This is a genomic window from Rhizobium sp. 22-785-1 (assembly GCF_053521965.1).
The window spans coordinates 138,658-154,150 of sequence record NZ_JBNWDI010000006.1 but is presented as its reverse complement, the minus strand read 5'-3'; the positions used below and the strand labels follow the sequence as shown (position 1 = coordinate 154,150).

General features: G+C 56.2%; 13 protein-coding genes. 4 read left to right on the top strand and 9 right to left on the bottom strand.

Features of this window, described 5'->3' with window-relative positions:
• Positions 1-81: 81 nt before the first annotated feature.
• Positions 82-2,085: a CocE/NonD family hydrolase gene (locus ACQZ5M_RS13975; RefSeq protein ID WP_449080041.1), complete on the top strand. Its 2,004-nt coding sequence runs from the start codon at positions 82-84 to the stop codon at positions 2,083-2,085.
• Between the two features lie 84 nt (positions 2,086-2,169).
• Here the strand turns inward: ACQZ5M_RS13975 and ggt are convergent, their stop codons facing one another.
• The 5 genes from ggt to ACQZ5M_RS13950 all read right to left on the bottom strand — a co-directional run bounded on the left by ggt (position 2,170) and on the right by ACQZ5M_RS13950 (position 7,193).
• Positions 2,170-3,927: a gamma-glutamyltransferase gene (ggt, locus tag ACQZ5M_RS13970; RefSeq protein ID WP_449080040.1), complete on the bottom strand. Its 1,758-nt coding sequence runs from the start codon at positions 3,925-3,927 to the stop codon at positions 2,170-2,172.
• Between the two features lie 228 nt (positions 3,928-4,155).
• Complete coding sequence (locus ACQZ5M_RS13965; protein WP_296038559.1) at positions 4,156-5,220, bottom strand: CobW family GTP-binding protein; 1,065 nt, start codon at positions 5,218-5,220, stop codon at positions 4,156-4,158.
• Complete coding sequence (locus ACQZ5M_RS13960) at positions 5,220-5,519, bottom strand: hypothetical protein (RefSeq protein WP_296038560.1); 300 nt, start codon at positions 5,517-5,519, stop codon at positions 5,220-5,222. Before ACQZ5M_RS13960 ends, ACQZ5M_RS13965 begins: the two co-directional genes overlap by 1 nt.
• Positions 5,520-5,532: 13 nt before the next feature.
• Complete coding sequence (locus tag ACQZ5M_RS13955; protein ID WP_296038561.1) at positions 5,533-6,432, bottom strand: polysaccharide deacetylase family protein; 900 nt, start codon at positions 6,430-6,432, stop codon at positions 5,533-5,535.
• A 41-nt stretch (positions 6,433-6,473) separates the two neighbouring features.
• Positions 6,474-7,193, bottom strand: a complete 720-nt coding sequence (locus ACQZ5M_RS13950) for a FadR/GntR family transcriptional regulator (RefSeq protein WP_449080039.1) — start codon at positions 7,191-7,193, stop codon at positions 6,474-6,476.
• A gap of 162 nt (positions 7,194-7,355) precedes the next feature.
• Here ACQZ5M_RS13950 and ACQZ5M_RS13945 point away from each other — a divergent pair, with 162 nt between their 5' ends.
• Positions 7,356-8,342, top strand: coding sequence for an asparaginase (locus ACQZ5M_RS13945; RefSeq protein ID WP_449080038.1), 987 nt, complete (start codon positions 7,356-7,358; stop codon positions 8,340-8,342).
• A gap of 180 nt (positions 8,343-8,522) precedes the next feature.
• On the top strand, positions 8,523-9,215 hold the full coding sequence (locus ACQZ5M_RS13940) for a DUF72 domain-containing protein (protein WP_296038717.1): 693 nt from the start codon (positions 8,523-8,525) through the stop codon (positions 9,213-9,215).
• Between the two features lie 57 nt (positions 9,216-9,272).
• On the opposite strand, the gene betC is transcribed toward ACQZ5M_RS13940, so the two are convergent.
• Both betC and ACQZ5M_RS13930 read right to left on the bottom strand, forming a co-directional pair.
• A complete protein-coding gene (gene betC / locus ACQZ5M_RS13935) occupies positions 9,273-10,787 on the bottom strand; it encodes a choline-sulfatase (protein WP_449080037.1) in 1,515 nt (504 codons plus the stop codon).
• A 128-nt stretch (positions 10,788-10,915) separates the two neighbouring features.
• A complete protein-coding gene (locus tag ACQZ5M_RS13930) occupies positions 10,916-11,869 on the bottom strand; it encodes a choline ABC transporter substrate-binding protein (RefSeq protein ID WP_449080036.1) in 954 nt (317 codons plus the stop codon).
• A 94-nt stretch (positions 11,870-11,963) separates the two neighbouring features.
• Here ACQZ5M_RS13930 and ACQZ5M_RS13925 point away from each other — a divergent pair, with 94 nt between their 5' ends.
• Positions 11,964-12,857, top strand: a complete 894-nt coding sequence (locus ACQZ5M_RS13925) for a choline sulfate utilization transcriptional regulator (protein ID WP_296038570.1) — start codon at positions 11,964-11,966, stop codon at positions 12,855-12,857.
• Between the two features lie 113 nt (positions 12,858-12,970).
• On the opposite strand, the gene ACQZ5M_RS13920 is transcribed toward ACQZ5M_RS13925, so the two are convergent.
• Together ACQZ5M_RS13920 and ACQZ5M_RS13915 are read right to left on the bottom strand one after the other, a co-directional pair.
• Complete coding sequence (locus tag ACQZ5M_RS13920; RefSeq protein WP_296038572.1) at positions 12,971-14,872, bottom strand: putative bifunctional diguanylate cyclase/phosphodiesterase; 1,902 nt, start codon at positions 14,870-14,872, stop codon at positions 12,971-12,973.
• Positions 14,869-15,255, bottom strand: coding sequence for a molybdopterin-dependent oxidoreductase (locus ACQZ5M_RS13915; RefSeq protein ID WP_449080035.1), 387 nt, complete (start codon positions 15,253-15,255; stop codon positions 14,869-14,871). The genes ACQZ5M_RS13920 and ACQZ5M_RS13915 overlap by 4 nt, the downstream gene beginning before the upstream one ends.
• Positions 15,256-15,493: the final 238 nt, after the last annotated feature.

Sequence of the window (15,493 nt, the reverse complement as noted above, 5' to 3'; positions counted from 1 at the left end):
GATCCAGCATCGCCGTCGGGGATTTGTAATTTTCGCGCTGGTTACCTGCGAGCGCATCTGATCTGACTGGAATATTTGAAAATGACTGTGCATGTTCAAGAACATATCTGGATTCCCTTGAGCGACGGCACGCGCCTTGGCGCACGCCTGTGGCTGCCGGACGATGCGGATCGATCGCCGGTGCCAGCCATTCTCGAATATATTCCCTACCGCAAACGCGATGGGACTCGCGGACGAGATGAGCCCATGCACGGCTATTTCGCCAGCCAAGGCTACGCGGCCATTCGCGTCGATATGCGCGGCACGGGTGAATCCGATGGGCATATGGCTGACGAATATCTCAAGCAGGAGCAGGATGACGCTCTTGAAGTCATTGAGTGGATTTCACACCAGCCCTGGTGCAGCGGCAATGTCGGAATGATGGGCAAGAGCTGGGGTGGCTTCAACAGTTTGCAGGTCGCCGCGCGTCGCCCTCCTGCATTGAAGGCGATCATTACAGCCTACTCTACGGATAATCGTTATACCGATGATATTCACTACATGGGCGGTCTGTTGCTCAACGACAATTTGTGGTGGGGCACAATCATGCTGGCGTACCAGGGTCGCCCGCTTGACCCTAAGATCGTTGGCGATGTCTGGCGTGAACGTTGGCTCGAACGGCTCGATAGTCTTCCGTTCTTTCCGGCTCTTTGGCTCGAACATCAGCGCTATGACGATTACTGGAAGCACGGTTCTGTCTGCGAGGATTGGAGCGCGATCCAGTGCCCTGTGCTGGCAATTGGAGCGTGGGCAGACAGTTATACCAATCCCGTTTCGAGGCTTTTGGAAAAGCTGCAGGTGCCTCGTCGTGCTATTATCGGCCCATGGGGACACATCTATCCCCAGGATGGCGTTCCAGGCCCTGCCATCGGCTTTCTGCAAGAGGCAACGCGTTGGTGGGATCAGTGGCTGAAGGGCAAAGATACGGGCATCATGGAAGAACCCATGATGCGAGCCTTCGTCAGCGATAGCATCGAGCCGACCGGCACACGGATATCAACCGAAGGCCGCTGGGTTGGCGAAGCGACATGGCCATCGCCCGATTTCTCAATCAAGCCACTCCATTTCGGGGCTCACCATACGCTGGGGACCGAAAGAGGAGAAGCGGCGACACTCAAGATCCGCTCGCCGCAAAGTCACGGAAAGGCTGGTGGCGAATGGATGGCGACAGGTTGCGCCGGCGAGCATCCGACGGATCAGCGGCTCGATAATGGCGGCGCACTGGTGTTCGAAACGGATCTGTTGCAGGACGATTTTGACGTGCTGGGCACTCCGGTCGTGCGTCTGCGCGTTGCCGCAGACTGCCCTGTCGCGCAAGTGTCGCTGCGCCTGAACGATGTCCTGCCGGATGGCCGTGTGACTCGCGTCAGCTATCAGGTATTCAATCTGACACATCGCGATAGCCACGAAGAGCCAAGAGCGCTCGAGCCAGGCCGCTTCTATGATGTGACAATCAAGCTAAACGATTGCGGATATCGTTTTGCCAAAGGCCACCGTTTGCAACTTGCCATCGCCACGGCCTACTGGCCAATGGTTTGGCCATCGCCCTATGATGCGACCTTAAGCGTCTCTGTCGCCGAAAGTACACTCGAACTGCCAGTTCGCGCGCGGTCTGAGGTGTCGCCGGTCAGTTTCGAAAGTCCTGCTCATGGGCCTTTCACCCCGACGACGCAAGTAGATTCGGGCACCGTTCGGCGTTGCACCGAGCAGGATCACGAAACCGGGATCAACACCTATATAACCGAGGGCGTCGGCGGATTGTTCGGAGAGGGCGTGATCCGCTTTGACGAAATTGACACCCAACTCAGTCACAGTCTCCGCAGGGAGCTGACGATCAAGGACGACGATCCGTTGTCGGCGAAATATGTGCTTACCCAGGCCTATGAGATGGGCCGTGACGGGTGGCGGATCAGAATCGAGAGCCGCACGGAAATGCGTTCTGACGAGAATACGTTCTATCTGTCAGGCGAGTTGTCGGCATTCGAAAATGGCGCGCTGGTCAAGACGCGTGAGTGGGACGAACGTTTCGACCGCGACTTGATTTGACCAGCAGGGTCGTTGGGTGAGAGCAGATAGCGGATGGTGTTCGAGTACCATTCGCTATCTGGCACGATACTTCTAAGGTCGTCCCTATTCGCCTACAGCGATACCTTCGCGGCGCGGATCTGCGCTGCCGACAAGGCCGTTCGGGGTGATTTCGATTGCGTGTAGACCAGAATTCATCTCACCTGCCTTCACTTCGTAGCCCAAGGCGGTCAAGGGTTCGGCCATCGCTTCTGCGCTTGTCCCAGCCTCAAGATCATAGGTCCCGAACCGATTGATCAGGTGAGGCTGGGCTACAATCGCTTCGACCGGCATACCCCAGTCAATATAGCCAATCAGGGCTTGTGCGACATAACCGATAATTTGGCTGCCGCCCGGCGAACCAATGGCCAGCAGCGGCTTGCCGTCTTTCATCACGATCGTCGGCGCCATCGATGAGCGCGGTCGTTTGCCCGGCTCTACGCGATTGGCGACCGGCAGGCCACCATCATGTGTCTTGAAAGAGAAATCCGTCATTTCGTTATTCAGCAGGAAGCCGTTCGTCATCAATCGCGACCCGAAGCCGTTTTCGATTGTCGTCGTCATGGAAACGACGTTGCCTTCCTTGTCGACGATGACGAAATGACTCGTAGAGGGCAATTCGAGAGCCGCATCCTTGCCGAACAGGAATGCGTGGTCCCATCCCGGTTCGCCAGCTTTGACCTCATCTTTGGTCAACGCCTTGTCACCATCCAGTAGCTTAGCTCGTTCGCCGAGATAGGACTTGTCGATCAGGCCCTTGATGGGCAGCGGCACGAAACTCGTGTCGGCGACGTACCTCTCGCGGTCGGCGAAGGCAAGGCGTTGCGCGTCGCCGATGATGCGCCAGCTTTCGACATTCTCAGAACCCAGGGCTTTCAAATCGAAATGCTCCGACACGCCCAGAATTTGGCCGACGGCGATTGCGCCGGAGGATGGTGGCCCCATCCCGCACACATCAAAAGCACGATAGGTGAAGCACACCGGTTGGCGTTCGATGATGCGATAGTTGGAGAGGTCGGCCAGCGAAAGAACGCCGGGATTGCCTGCCGCTTCTCGTACAGTCTTCACGATGGCCTCGGCGATCTTCCCCTTATAGAAAGCGTCGGCGCCACCGTCAGCAAGCAGTGCGAGAGTTTCGGCATAGGCCGGGTTCTTCAACTGCGTTCCTGCTTTTAGGGCAGCCCCGGATTTGTCGAAGAAATACGCCGTCGTATCTTTGTAAGTCTTCAGGCGGTCGCCTTCGGATGCAACGAGGGAAGCAAGTCGAGGCGATACCTGAAAACCGTTTGCCGCCAACGTCGTTGCCGGTTCCAGCAGGCCAGCCCAATCTGCTCTCCCGTAGCGTTTATGCACCTCTTCCAGGAGGCGGACCGTTCCCGGTGTACCAACGGATCGGCCGCCCACAACCGCAGCCATGAATTTGAGTGGTTGGCCGCTTTCGTCCAGGAAAAGCTTTGGTGTGGCCTCCATCGGAGCCGTCTCCCGGCCGTCGAATGTGGTGAGCTTTCCGCTTTTGGCGTCGTAATAGACCAGGAATGCGCCGCCGCCCAGACCCGAACTCTGCGGCTCCACAAGACCAAGAACAGTCTGCACTGCCACCATCGCATCGATCGCATTGCCGCCCTTTGCAATCACATCGCGGCCTGCTTCGGCTGCAAGCGGATTTGCCGCTGCCACCATGAAATTCTTCGCCTCGACGCGTTGGGCCGTCGCAACCCTGGTGGCTTTCTCCGGAGCCACGATGTCGGATGCCTGCTGGGCAATCGCAGCGGGGGTGAACAAAGCGAATGCAACAAAGGCTTGCGCCAAAAATCTCGTCTTCATCGGTCTACCCTTCCCAATGCGCGTGATGCGAAAATTCCGTCCGTTGGGCCTTGAGCGGCGCCAAACTCGTCGCGAGCGAAGCCAATATGATTGCCGACCTTTCCGATTGGTGCCGAAGATGTCCAATAGTACGGCACTATGATCGCTGTTTCACCACCTGTCGATCATATCGACGAAGCGCCCTGCAGTTTGGTCGAGCATCGCGATATTTCAGCAGGCGCGGGCCTGTTATGAATGCGAACGGCTTGATGAAATCTCTGAACCGGCATCCGGTGCTGCCTCGACAAAAGCCGAGAATGACCGGGCGATATCACCGATGTCACCGTCTGTGATAAAGACGAGCACGCACCCTTTAGCGCCATCTGGCCATTCGGAAAGATGGACGGGCTTGTGAATGAGATGCTGGACACCGTGGATCACAACTGGCGTACTGTGCCCTTCGACGGCAATGATACCCTTCACGCGGAGTAACTTCTCGCCATGCCTGTTGACGAGCAAGGAGAGCCATGTCGAGAAGCGTGGCCATGAAATCGGGTTATGCGTGGTCACTGAAACGGAGCGAATTGCTCCATGCATGTTGACGTTTTGAACCGTTGTATGTGCGTGATCGTGATATCGCTCCGCAGCTATCCAACGCCGAACATCGGCTGGCCGGGCTGTAAGGTCATGGATATCCTCAGTCAAGATCAGGCTTGCAGCCGCGTTCGACGGATCGGAGATTTCGATGCTGGCCGTTGGGTTCATTATCGATATGGCGGAGATCAACTCCTGTGTAGCCTCGGGTCCGGCGATGTCCGATTTCGTGATGACGAGCCGGTCCGCTACGGCGACCTGTCGAGCGCTTTCGGTATAGGTGCCGATGTTGTGCCGCCCATTCGGCACCTCTACGACTGTGACGATATTGCCCATGGAGAAATGATATTTCAGCATCAGGTCTGCGGTCAGAGTTGCGACGATCGGGGCTGGATCGGCAAGTCCTGTCGTTTCGATGATCAGTCGGGAGAAGGGGCCTATGCGACCTGATTGACGTTTCTCGAACAGTGAGAGGATTGCCTGCTTGAGATCGCCGCGGATGGTGCAACAGATGCAACCGCTCTGCAGGAGCAACGTGTCATCCTCTATCGTTTCGACCAAAAGATGATCGAGACCGATGCTACCGAACTCGTTGATGATGACTGCGGCATCGGAAAAGTCGGGGCGGGACAGCAATGCGTTGAGCAGAGTCGTCTTGCCGGCGCCGAGAAATCCGGTCAGAATATTGACGACGATCGGCTGCTGCGCGCCAGTGTTCATCAGGCGACCCCCACCTTAGACATGAGAGCGGGATCGAGAGGGTCGATCTCGACGCCCGCGAAGGCCTCGGCAAGTGGCCAAAGCTGGCCGATATGGTCCACGACCGCGCTTTTGCCGGTGCGGCCTTGGAGAACATAGCGATCGTTCCAGACCTTCAATCGCAGACCGTAATGATCAAGGATCATATTGACGGCGCTGGCCTGTCGATAACGTTCGGCAGCGGGCGTCGCGCTTGTAACGCCGCGACCGCCACTGCTCCAATGATCGGCTGCGCCAAGCGCACCGCACAGGCCGCACATGGAAAACCTCCCTTTACGACTTTGGACGCGCCGTGCCGCTGCGTGGATATCGCTTGGCGAAATCGGCGGCGATTTCCTCCATGGTAACGAATTTCACCCCGTCGAACTGGCGGATGTGTTCGAAGATGCGCTCATGCATTTTGAGAACATGCGGCTTGCCGGAGACATCCGGATGGATGGTGAGCGGAAAGACGGCGTAATCGTAGTTCTCGTAGACCCAGTCAAACTGGTCGATCCACATTTGCTCGAGGTCGCGTGGGTTGACGAAGCCGTGGCTGTTGGGGGCGGCCTTGATGAACATCATCGGGGGCAGATCGTCGAGGTTCCAGGAGGCCGGAATCTCTATCAGATCGGTTTCCGGCCCTTGGGTAAACGGCTTCATCCAGTGCGAAGGATGCTTGGAGTAATCGATTTTCGTCCACTCGTCTCCAACGGTCACGTAATAGGGATGGTGGTCGTTGTGCATCAAGGAGTGATCGTAAAGAATGCCCTTTTGCTTCAACAGTTCGTTGGTCTTGGAGCCAAATTCCCACCATGGAGCCACATAGCCGCGGGGCGGCTTTCCCGAAAGCTTGGTGATGAGATCGACGCATTTGTCGAAGATGGCTTCTTCCTGCTCCGGCGTCATGGCGATGGGGTTTTCGTGGCTGTAGCCATGCATGCCGATCTCGTGTCCGGCGTCGGCGACCTGCTTCATTTCATCCCAGAATGTCTCGATCGAGTGTCCGGGGATAAACCACGTGGTCTTGATACCCCATTTCTCGAAAAGACGGAGCAGACGAACAGAGCCGACCTTACCTGCGAATACACCGCGAGAGATGTCGCAAGGGCTGTCTTCCCCGCCATATGAGCCGAGCCAGCCCGCGACGGCATCGACGTCGATGCCATAGGACACCAGTATTTCTTTCGCCATAATCCATTCCTTCTCGCTTGGCCGGTCAGGCCGGGTTGAACTCAAGGCAGTTCGGAGGGGGCAAGGCCTGAGCGGCTGCCCCCCATACTGATATGCTTGCGCATGTAATAATTGGCGCCGTCCGGATCGCCGCGCTCAATGGCTTCGAGGATCAATTCGTGCTCCTTGACGGCAGGCCAGAGATCCCCCGGGCGCAACACCGGCATACGCTGGCTCTCCTGCATCACATCTGCAAAAGTGCGGTGCATGTCGACGAGAAGCCGGTTGCCGCAAAGCGCCAGAATCTGGCGGTGGAACTCGAAGTCAGCCTCTGCATAGGCGCTCAGGTCGCTGGAAATTGCGGCACGCCGAAACGCATCGAGCGCCTGACGAAGTCGCGCAAGATCGGCTTCCGTTCGGGACATGGCTGCAAGCTGTGCCGCGTAGCTTTCGACAACGTGCCGCAGTTGGTAGACTTCCCGCAGCGAATAGGGTGCCGCGCTCGACCAGGCCTGGCTTTGCGCCAGATCCGCTATCGTGAAACCTCTGCCATTGTCTCGAGCCTTGATCTTGCCAATGGTCAAGAGAACCGAAATCGCTTCACGAAGTGTAGCGCGGCTTATGTTCAGAAGCTTCGCAAGCTCTCGTTGCGGCAGGAGTGCTGTCCCAGCCGGCCAGCGTCCATCGGCGATCATCGAAGCCAACGTTCTGACCGTCGCCGCCACGGCGCTTTCGCCGACAGCATCCGCCTCACTTTGCTTCCTGACGATGCTGTCTATCACCAGCCGCTTCTTTCTCTTGGTCTGACCAAATAAGATTACAGGAGAAGGAAATCGTATTTCGGTCAGGCCGTCAACGTTAAATTATAGGCATTATGTGGCTAATCCTTGGGCATTTGACAATATCGGTCAGGCCAAGATAAGCTTCGATGAAGAGCGGGGGATATGATGAAGAAGACAGTTTGCCTCATCACGACAGGCGGGACGATTGCGTCACAGAAGAACGCCAGTACCGGCCACGTAACGGCCAAACTCGGTGGTGCCGAGCTGAGAGCATTGCTCGGTAGCCGTCTAGATGACGTCGAATTGCTCGTCGATGAGTTCATGACGGTGGGCAGTTTCGCGCTCTCGCTTGAGGATGCCTTTGCACTCGCATGCAGGATCCGAGAGCATCTGGCGGACCCGAGGATCAATGGTGTCGTCGTGACCCACGGAACCGACACGATGGAGGAGAGTGCCTATATGGCCGATCTTCTGATCGACAGCGAAAAGCCAGTTGTTTTTACCGGTGCGCAACGCGCCGCAGATGAACTGGACGCGGACGGGCCACGCAACATCGGCGATGCCGTGCGCATCGCTGCGTCCTCCGTCGCCCGTGGCCTTGGCGTTCTGCTTTGCTTCGAGCAGGAGTTTCATGCCGCCCGTGACGTCACGAAGTCGCACACATCTCGGACCGACACATTTATCTCTGCCGAACACGGCAAGCTTGGCGAAGTCGATGGTGATATGGTCGCCGTTCACCGCCGCCCAGTGTTCCGAGGCAAAATACCTGCATCACGGGTCGAAACCGACATCGAGATCGTCAAGCTCGGTATCGGATCAAGCGATCGCTTCCTACGCTTCGCGGCTTTGAATGGCGTCAAGGCTGTGGTTATCGAAGGCTTCGGGCGGGGCAACGCGCCGCCGGCCGTTACGGCAGCCGCCATCGATCTGGTAAAAAGCGGCACTCCTGTCATCATGACCAGCCGGTGCCAGCGCGGGCGCGTCAAACCGATCTACGGAAACGGCGGTGGCAAAACGCTTGCCGAAGGCGGCGTAATCTTCGCGGGCGACCTCAGTTCTCAGAAGGCACGTGTTCTCGTTTCCCTGTTGCTCGGATGCGGTCTTGGTGTCGAAGAGGTTCGCAATGAGGTGGAACGCTTCGGTCTTTGAGCATGGGATGGCCCGTTCTATGCCGCTCACACGCTCGGTTTATATCGAAAGCTCCATTCTTCTTCGTTCGGAGGCGATCGCGGCTCGAGCCTGTCGGCTCCATGGGCCGCGTGTTGCGGAACCGAGCGACAGGCTGCTTTGTTTGGCTTCCAATGTGGGAAATGGGGAGAGGACGTAGATTTGCGGATCATCGCTACCGCTGCCTGGTCTATTCCCAAGCCAGTGGCTCAACGGTTCTCTCAACAGGGGAGTGGCCTTTCGCGGTACGCGTCGGTGTTCGAAGGCGTCGAGATCAATTCGACCTTCTACCGGCGGCATAAGGCATCGACATTTGCGCGGTGGGCGGAAGCCGTACCCGACAGCTTTCGGTTCGCGATAAAAGTTCCAAAAGAGATTACCCACGCAAGAGCGATGAAGGACATTGCGGGGGCCTTCGACACCTTCCTTGAGGATATCGCGCCGCTGGACAGGAAGCGCGGGCCGCTGCTCTGCCAGTTGCCGCCTTCATTGAAATTCGATGTCGATGTCTTTGCTCCCGCTTTCAAGGCGATGCGCAACGCCGACGAAGGGCAGATGGTCATCGAGGTGCGGCACAAAAGCTGGGCATCGAGCGATGCGTTCGATCTGTTGAAGAGCTACGGGATCGACCGGGTTCTTGCCGACCCCGCACCGGTATGGGCCGCGGAAAATTTTGGCGAACCACCAAAATACATCCGTCTCCACGGCAAGCCTAGGATGTATTATTCGAGCTACACTGATGCAGAGATCAGGTCTTTTCTGGATCTCTCGGCATCGCAAGGATGGTGCGTATTTGACAATACTGCCTCAGGCGCGGCGATCGACAACGCGCTGAGCGCGCTTGAAATCAGCTAAGTTCGGATGTCGAGAGGACGAGCATGACGACCGCCGCGCTCGTCTCCCTATCATATGTCACTCGCCGCGCGGATAACGTTGGTTTTCCTCCAGGACGTTGAGGTCCATGTGGTTGCGCATATAGCGTTCCGAGGCTTTTTGCAGTGGCTGGTAATCCCAAGGGTAGTAGGCCCCGTTGCGCAGGGCATTGTAGACCACCCAACGCCGCGCCTGACTTTCCCTGACAGCCGCATCGAAAACGGGTAGTTGCCAGCGCCGACCGATTTCTTCAGACAGAGACGAGAGGACGGTGCCGAATGCCGGATCTGTGGCAAGATTTGTTCGCTCTTCGGGATCTGCCGCCAAGTCGTATAGGAGAGGTGGATCGGCTTCGCAAACGCAGAGCTTGTAGCGCCCGTCGCGAAGAGCAACCAGCGGCGCGATAGAACCTTCTGCTGCGTATTCCATCGGGACGGGCCCGCGTTCTCCGGTCTGCGCCGCAACTGCAGCCAAATCCTCGCCATCCGTCCAGCGTTTGAGCGTGCTGATATCGAGCCCGGCCATACCGCACAGTGTGGGCGTGACATCTAGTGTCGAGACCGGCGCTTCAATCCGGCGCGGCGTCCATCCTGGTGCAGCGATCATGAGCGGTACGCGCGCTGAGCCCTCGAAAAAACACATCTTGAACCACAGCCCGCGCTCGCCGAGCATATCGCCATGGTCGGACAGGAAGAGGATGATCGTATCGTTTTCCATTCTGGTTGCTTTCAGAACGTCGAGGATTTCGCCGATCTTTTCGTCGATATAGGAGATGTTGGCAAAGTAGCCGCGCCGGGCGCGCCGGATCTGCTCGTGGGTAATTTCGAAGGCCTTGTGGTCGCAAGCTTCCAGCAGGCGCTTCGAATGCGCGTCCTGCTCATCAAAGGGAATTGCTTCCAAGTGCGGATCGAGTGCCGGGCAATCCTCATAAAGGTCCCAGAACTTGCGCCGCGCCACGTACGGGTCGTGCGGGTGCGTGAAGCTGACGGTCAAGCACCACGGGCGGTCATCAAGGCGGCGGGATAGGTCGTAAAGCTTGCGGGTTGCGTGATAGGCGACCTCGTCGTCATATTCCATCTGGTTGGTGATTTCTGCCACGCCAGCGCCCGTGACAGAGCCTAGATTGTGATACCACCAGTCGATCCGCTCGCCTGGTTTGGTGTAATCAGGAGTCCAGCCGAAATCCGCCGGATAGATATCCGTTGTCAACCGTTCTTCAAAACCATGTAACTGGTCTGGGCCAACGAAATGCATTTTCCCTGAAAGGCCGGTGTAGTAACCCGCGGCCCGCAGATGATGTGCATAGGTCGGAATATCGGAGGCGAACTCGGCTGCGTTGTCATAGACCCGCGTCCGGCTCGGCAATTGCCCGGACATGAAGGATGCACGCGCCGGCGCACAAAGTGGACTTGCGGTATAGGTGTTGGCGAAACGGACTGATCGCTCGGCCAATCGCTTTAGATGCGGAGCGTGCAGAAAATCGGCCGGGCCATCAGGAAAGAAGGTGCCGTTGAATTGGTCGGCCATGAGGATCAAGATATTGGGGCGCGGCATCTCGGCTGTCCGATTACGTTTTGACCTTACGTCACCGGCTCGAAAATCGAGATCGATCGTCGGAAGGCAAGATTCGTAGATTGAAGTTGATTGAAGAAGATAGTGCGTCCAGCAGGACGCACTATCTTTTAGAGAGCAAGCTTGGCCTTGACGGCGTCCGAAGCTGGTTTGCCATCCAGAGTGGTTACGCCCTGCAGCCAGCCGTCAAGGGCTTTCGGATTGGTTTTCAGCCAGGTTGTGGCCGCCGCTTTTGAATCCCGACCGTCGAGAATAGCGCCCATCAGGTTGTTTTCCATGCCGATTTCGAATTTCAGGTTTTTGAACAGCTTTGCTGCATTCGGGCATTGCTGGGGCCATCCGGTACGGGCAAGCGTATAGACCTCAGCTCCTCCAAAGTTCGGGCCAAAATAGGCATCACCGCCGGAAAGATAAGCGATATCGATCTTCTCATTCATTGGATGTGGTGCCCAGGCGAGGAAGACCACAGCCTTCTTGTCTCTGCCGGCGCGCTCCACCTGCGCCAGCATTGCCTGTTCACCCGACTCGACAAGCTGCCAGCCTTTCAGGCCGAAATCGTTGGCGTCGATGATCTTCTGGATATTTTGATTGGCGGGTGCGCCCGGCTCGATGCCGTAAATCTTGCTTTCGAATTCATCGGCATGCTTGGCAAGGTCGGCAAAGTCCTTGACGCCCTTTTCCGCCATATAGGCCGGAACCGCGAGCGTAAACTTGGCGCCTTCGAGATTTTTTCCCAAAACCTCGGCCGCCTTGGCAGCTTTCAGGTCATCAACGAAGGACTTCTGTGCTGGCATCCAGTTGCCAAGGAAAACGTCGATCTCGCCATTCTTCATTGCCTGATAGCCGATCGGCACCGACAGCGTTTTGACATCCGCCTCGTAACCAAGCGCCTCAAGCAGCACCGAGGCTACGCCGTTCGTCGCCGTTATATCGGTCCAGCCCGGATCGCTGAGATGGACTGTCTTGCAGGCGGCGTCGTCGGCCGCCTGAAGTGGGGTGGAGAAGGCTGCGACGGACAGAAAAAGACCGGCGGCGATGCGATGCAGATGAGAAATAGATTTCATTGCGGCTCCCCTTTTATTAGTCCTGTTTATTGAACACCACATTGTTTTCGGCTGTGAAGCGGGTATTTTTCGATGAGTCCCATAAGGATTCTTTATGTCTGATCGGCCGCTCGATCTTGGATGGATGCGCATTTTTACTGAGGTTGCCCGTCGTGGCAGCCTGACGGCTGCTGCGGCATCGCTAAGGCTGACCCAGCCCGCCGTCAGCTATCAGATTCGCAGGCTGGAAGATGACCTCGGCGTCGTGCTCATTCGCCGTAAACATCGCGGCATCGAGTTGACCGGCGAGGGGCAGCGGCTATTTGATATCGTTGCACGCAATGTCGATGCCATCGACCTCTTGGCGCGTCAGCTTCGCCGCAGCGACGATCGTCAAACCATCCGCTTGCATACCGACTACGCCTTCTCGTCGCTCTGGCTCATTCCACGTATGCATGGCTTTCGTTCCCTCAATCCTGACATCAATATCCAGATCGTGGCGACGCAGAGCCCACTCGGTGAGAGTAAGCACGATAGCGATGTGATGATCATTTTCGGGACCCGGGAAGAAGCGGGGGAAGGGGCGGTCATGCTGCTGTCTGAAAAAGTGATGCCGGTTTGCTCACCTGCCTTGCTGGTGGATGCACCTTCATCGCACTCCGTTGCAGAGTTCTCCCGACGAAAACTCATTCACCTCGAAAACAGCTCTCAGGCGCAGTGGTTGGATTGGCCCGCCTATTTCAAGCAGTTCAACGTTCCAAGAGATGTGGAGAAAGAAGGGAGCGACATCAGCTTCAACAATTACACGATGGTGGTTCAGGCAACCATTGGAGAACAGGGATTTGCGCTTGGTTGGGCGGGGCTCGTTGATCCTTTGGTCGAGGCCGGCGTGTTGGTTGCGGCGGGTCCAAGTCTGGAGGCACCTGATCGCGGCTACTGGCTGATGCAGTCAAAAAGCAACGACAGCGCCGTCGGGAAGTTGATCGAGTGGCTGGTATCTGAAAGGTAATAGAGCCTCTCGCGGGTCTTGCTGCGCCGCGTCGCAAGTTAATTCTCGTTTGTGGCATGTCTCAGATGCTGTATCGGCGACAAGGACGAACGCAGTACAGATCGATGTAGGACTTAAATCGCTTGGCTTAGAGAACGAGCTTTCGATTCCAGCGAGACACGATCCATTGCCGATTGCGAGCTTAAAGGCCTGTCAAACAGGTACCCTTGGCCTTGATGGCTTCCTGCTGCTCGGACAAGTTCGCGATCCTCTTCAGTTTCGATCCCTTCCGCGACGATTGTCAGGTCCAGCCGGTGTGCAAGATCGCACGTGCCGGTAATGATCGCGATCGCTTCCTCTCGGTGCGAAGCGCCGCGCAGGAACGACTGGTCGATTTTTATTTTATCGAACGGAAAGCGTCGTAGGTAACTTAGCGAAGCATAACCCGTTCCGAAGTCATCCAGTGAGATACGGCAGCCCATCTGTTTCAGTTCATGAAGAACGGCCAGTGCGCGCTCGTCATTTTCGATAAGAGTGCTTTCCGTAATCTCGATCTCGAGTCGCTTCGGTGAGACGCCGAATTTAGTGAGACAGGCGCGGGTTTGAAGCGCAAGCGATGGATTGGTTAGTTGAGAGGCAGATACGTTGACTGCAATGAACGTATCTGCAGGTAGAAGGGCGGCCTGCTGACATGCGGCATCAATGACCCAGGAACCAATCGGGCCAATCTGACCGCTTTCCTCTGCGATCGGGATGAATTCTGCTGGTGAAATGAGGCCCAGTTCGCCGTGTTGCCAACGCAAAAGCGCCTCGAAGCCGCGCGTTGCATTCGTCGCAAGATCGACAATCGGCTGGAAAAGCAAAAAGAGTTCGCCCTTCTCGGTCGCCGACGCCAAACCGGTCTTCAAGCATTGCCAGCGCGAAAGTTCCTCGTTCATGTCGGGATGGAAGGTTTTGAACTGATTGCGTCCTGCTTTCTTCGATTCATAGAGCGCAATATCAGCATGTCTGAACAGCGTGGCGCCCTTATCAAGATTGGCTGCAGCTGAACTGACGCCCAGACTGACGGTCGACGACACCAAACGTCCATCGATCTCAAAAGGCGCGCTAACCTCCAGCAAAATTCGCTTGCAGCAAGCCACAGCCGCTTCAAACGCCTCCGGGCCGCTGTAGAGAATAGCAAATTCATCACCACCGATGCGTGCAATCACATCCGCCCCGGCGCAGGCGCTACTCAATCTGATAGAAAGCTCGAATAAGAGCCGATCTCCTGAAGCGTGCCCCAAGGTGTCGTTGATCATCTTGAAATGGTCGACATCGAGGATGATCAGCGCCTGTTCGACATCTGATTTTTTCGAGATGGATGCGCTCAGGCCCAGACGGTTCGCGATCCCAGTCAGCGAATCGATTTTCAAGACCCTGTCCAGCTTTGCGTTTTGACTGAAGACAAAAACCAGAAGGACTGCGCCAAAAACGACGAAGGTCATCGTCACAGCGCAGATCGTGGCGAAGATGATGCCGAGCTGGCCCTGGTTGCGCTGGATTTCATCACCAACGCTGGCATGCGACATTGATCCAAGTCGCAAGACTGGCGCGATAAAGGGCTGAAGCCTGGAGACACCATCGCGGATCGCCTCTGGTGAGTGAGGCTCGGTGGCTAAAGGCGCAAGCGTGGACACAACCTTTTTAAGATCCTCTAGCATGGCCTTCTGCTTCGGATCATCGTTTAGTGGATTGGACGAAAAGATTTTCAGCCGATTGTTAACAATGCTGAGCCGAAACGAAACGTCTCGGAGGTCACCAGACGTTTGACTTTGTTGAAGCGCAAACTGGAGACGCAACAGTTCGACTGCCGTCTGACCGAGGTCGAAAGTACTATTATAGCGGGAAGCCTCGATAATGTGGCGCTGATAGTTGTACGCCAGAAAAGAACTTGCAACAGCGATTAACGCCAATATCGCTGTGACCAGCGTCAAAGTTAATTTGAGCCGTCGATAGCGGGTAGGAAGGTCAATCGTATTGCCTATCGTTTTCACAGGACGTCAATTTCCGCGATTTGCCACACAGCCCGACTGTAATAGGTCTGATGCTGCAATTCGGGGCGACTGTCGAAAGGGAACACAAGAAAAATAGGGCCCTTATCGCTCACGGGCATGATCTCGCCATTCTGGCGCGTAGCCAGCAGTGCGTCAGCTGCCACCAATTCGGAGATATCAGCACCAACAGCATAGTCATTCAGAGCGATGATTTGCAGCTTGGTCCCGGTGACCTGCAACGTCGCCAGAAGGTCTTTCAACAATACGCCGCTGAATCGCGTAACGCCATTATGCCACGGCGTCGTGGTTGAAAACTCAGTCTGCGGCATCTTGTCCATCATCGTCAGGTCAAGAACAGTCGAGGTTTTCTCGCCAGAAATCAAACCCTCGACCTTCAGGATCGGCTCTGCCGATAGGGCGCTAGAGTTCGAAAAAATCCCACCAACCAAAAGTCCTGCCAGGGACTGAATGAACAATCGACGTGTTTGCATGTAGAGGCCTCGAGTTTCCCTTAGCAATACCGTTTAGATTTTGGCGATCAACTCAATTCGGATATGCATTTATGTTATGAGTAATAATGATTTAACGTCGTGCCTTAGTAGACTGAATTTTAGCGATTCA

Excerpts from the sequence above, each read along its gene's own strand:
- ACQZ5M_RS13960 (WP_296038560.1), bottom strand. The coding sequence starts at position 5,519 with ATGTGCGGCCTGTGCGGTGCGCTTGGCGCAGCCGATCATTGGAGCAGT.
- ACQZ5M_RS13930 (WP_449080036.1), bottom strand. The coding sequence starts at position 11,869 with ATGAAATCTATTTCTCATCTGCATCGCATCGCCGCCGGTCTTTTTCTG.
- ggt (WP_449080040.1), bottom strand. The coding sequence starts at position 3,927 with ATGAAGACGAGATTTTTGGCGCAAGCCTTTGTTGCATTCGCTTTGTTC.
- ACQZ5M_RS13965 (WP_296038559.1), bottom strand. The coding sequence starts at position 5,220 with ATGAACACTGGCGCGCAGCAGCCGATCGTCGTCAATATTCTGACCGGA.
- ACQZ5M_RS13975 (WP_449080041.1), top strand. The coding sequence starts at position 82 with ATGACTGTGCATGTTCAAGAACATATCTGGATTCCCTTGAGCGACGGC.
- ACQZ5M_RS13955 (WP_296038561.1), bottom strand. The coding sequence starts at position 6,432 with ATGGCGAAAGAAATACTGGTGTCCTATGGCATCGACGTCGATGCCGTC.
- ACQZ5M_RS13925 (WP_296038570.1), top strand. The coding sequence starts at position 11,964 with ATGTCTGATCGGCCGCTCGATCTTGGATGGATGCGCATTTTTACTGAG.
- betC (WP_449080037.1), bottom strand. The coding sequence starts at position 10,787 with ATGCCGCGCCCCAATATCTTGATCCTCATGGCCGACCAATTCAACGGC.
- ACQZ5M_RS13945 (WP_449080038.1), top strand. The coding sequence starts at position 7,356 with ATGATGAAGAAGACAGTTTGCCTCATCACGACAGGCGGGACGATTGCG.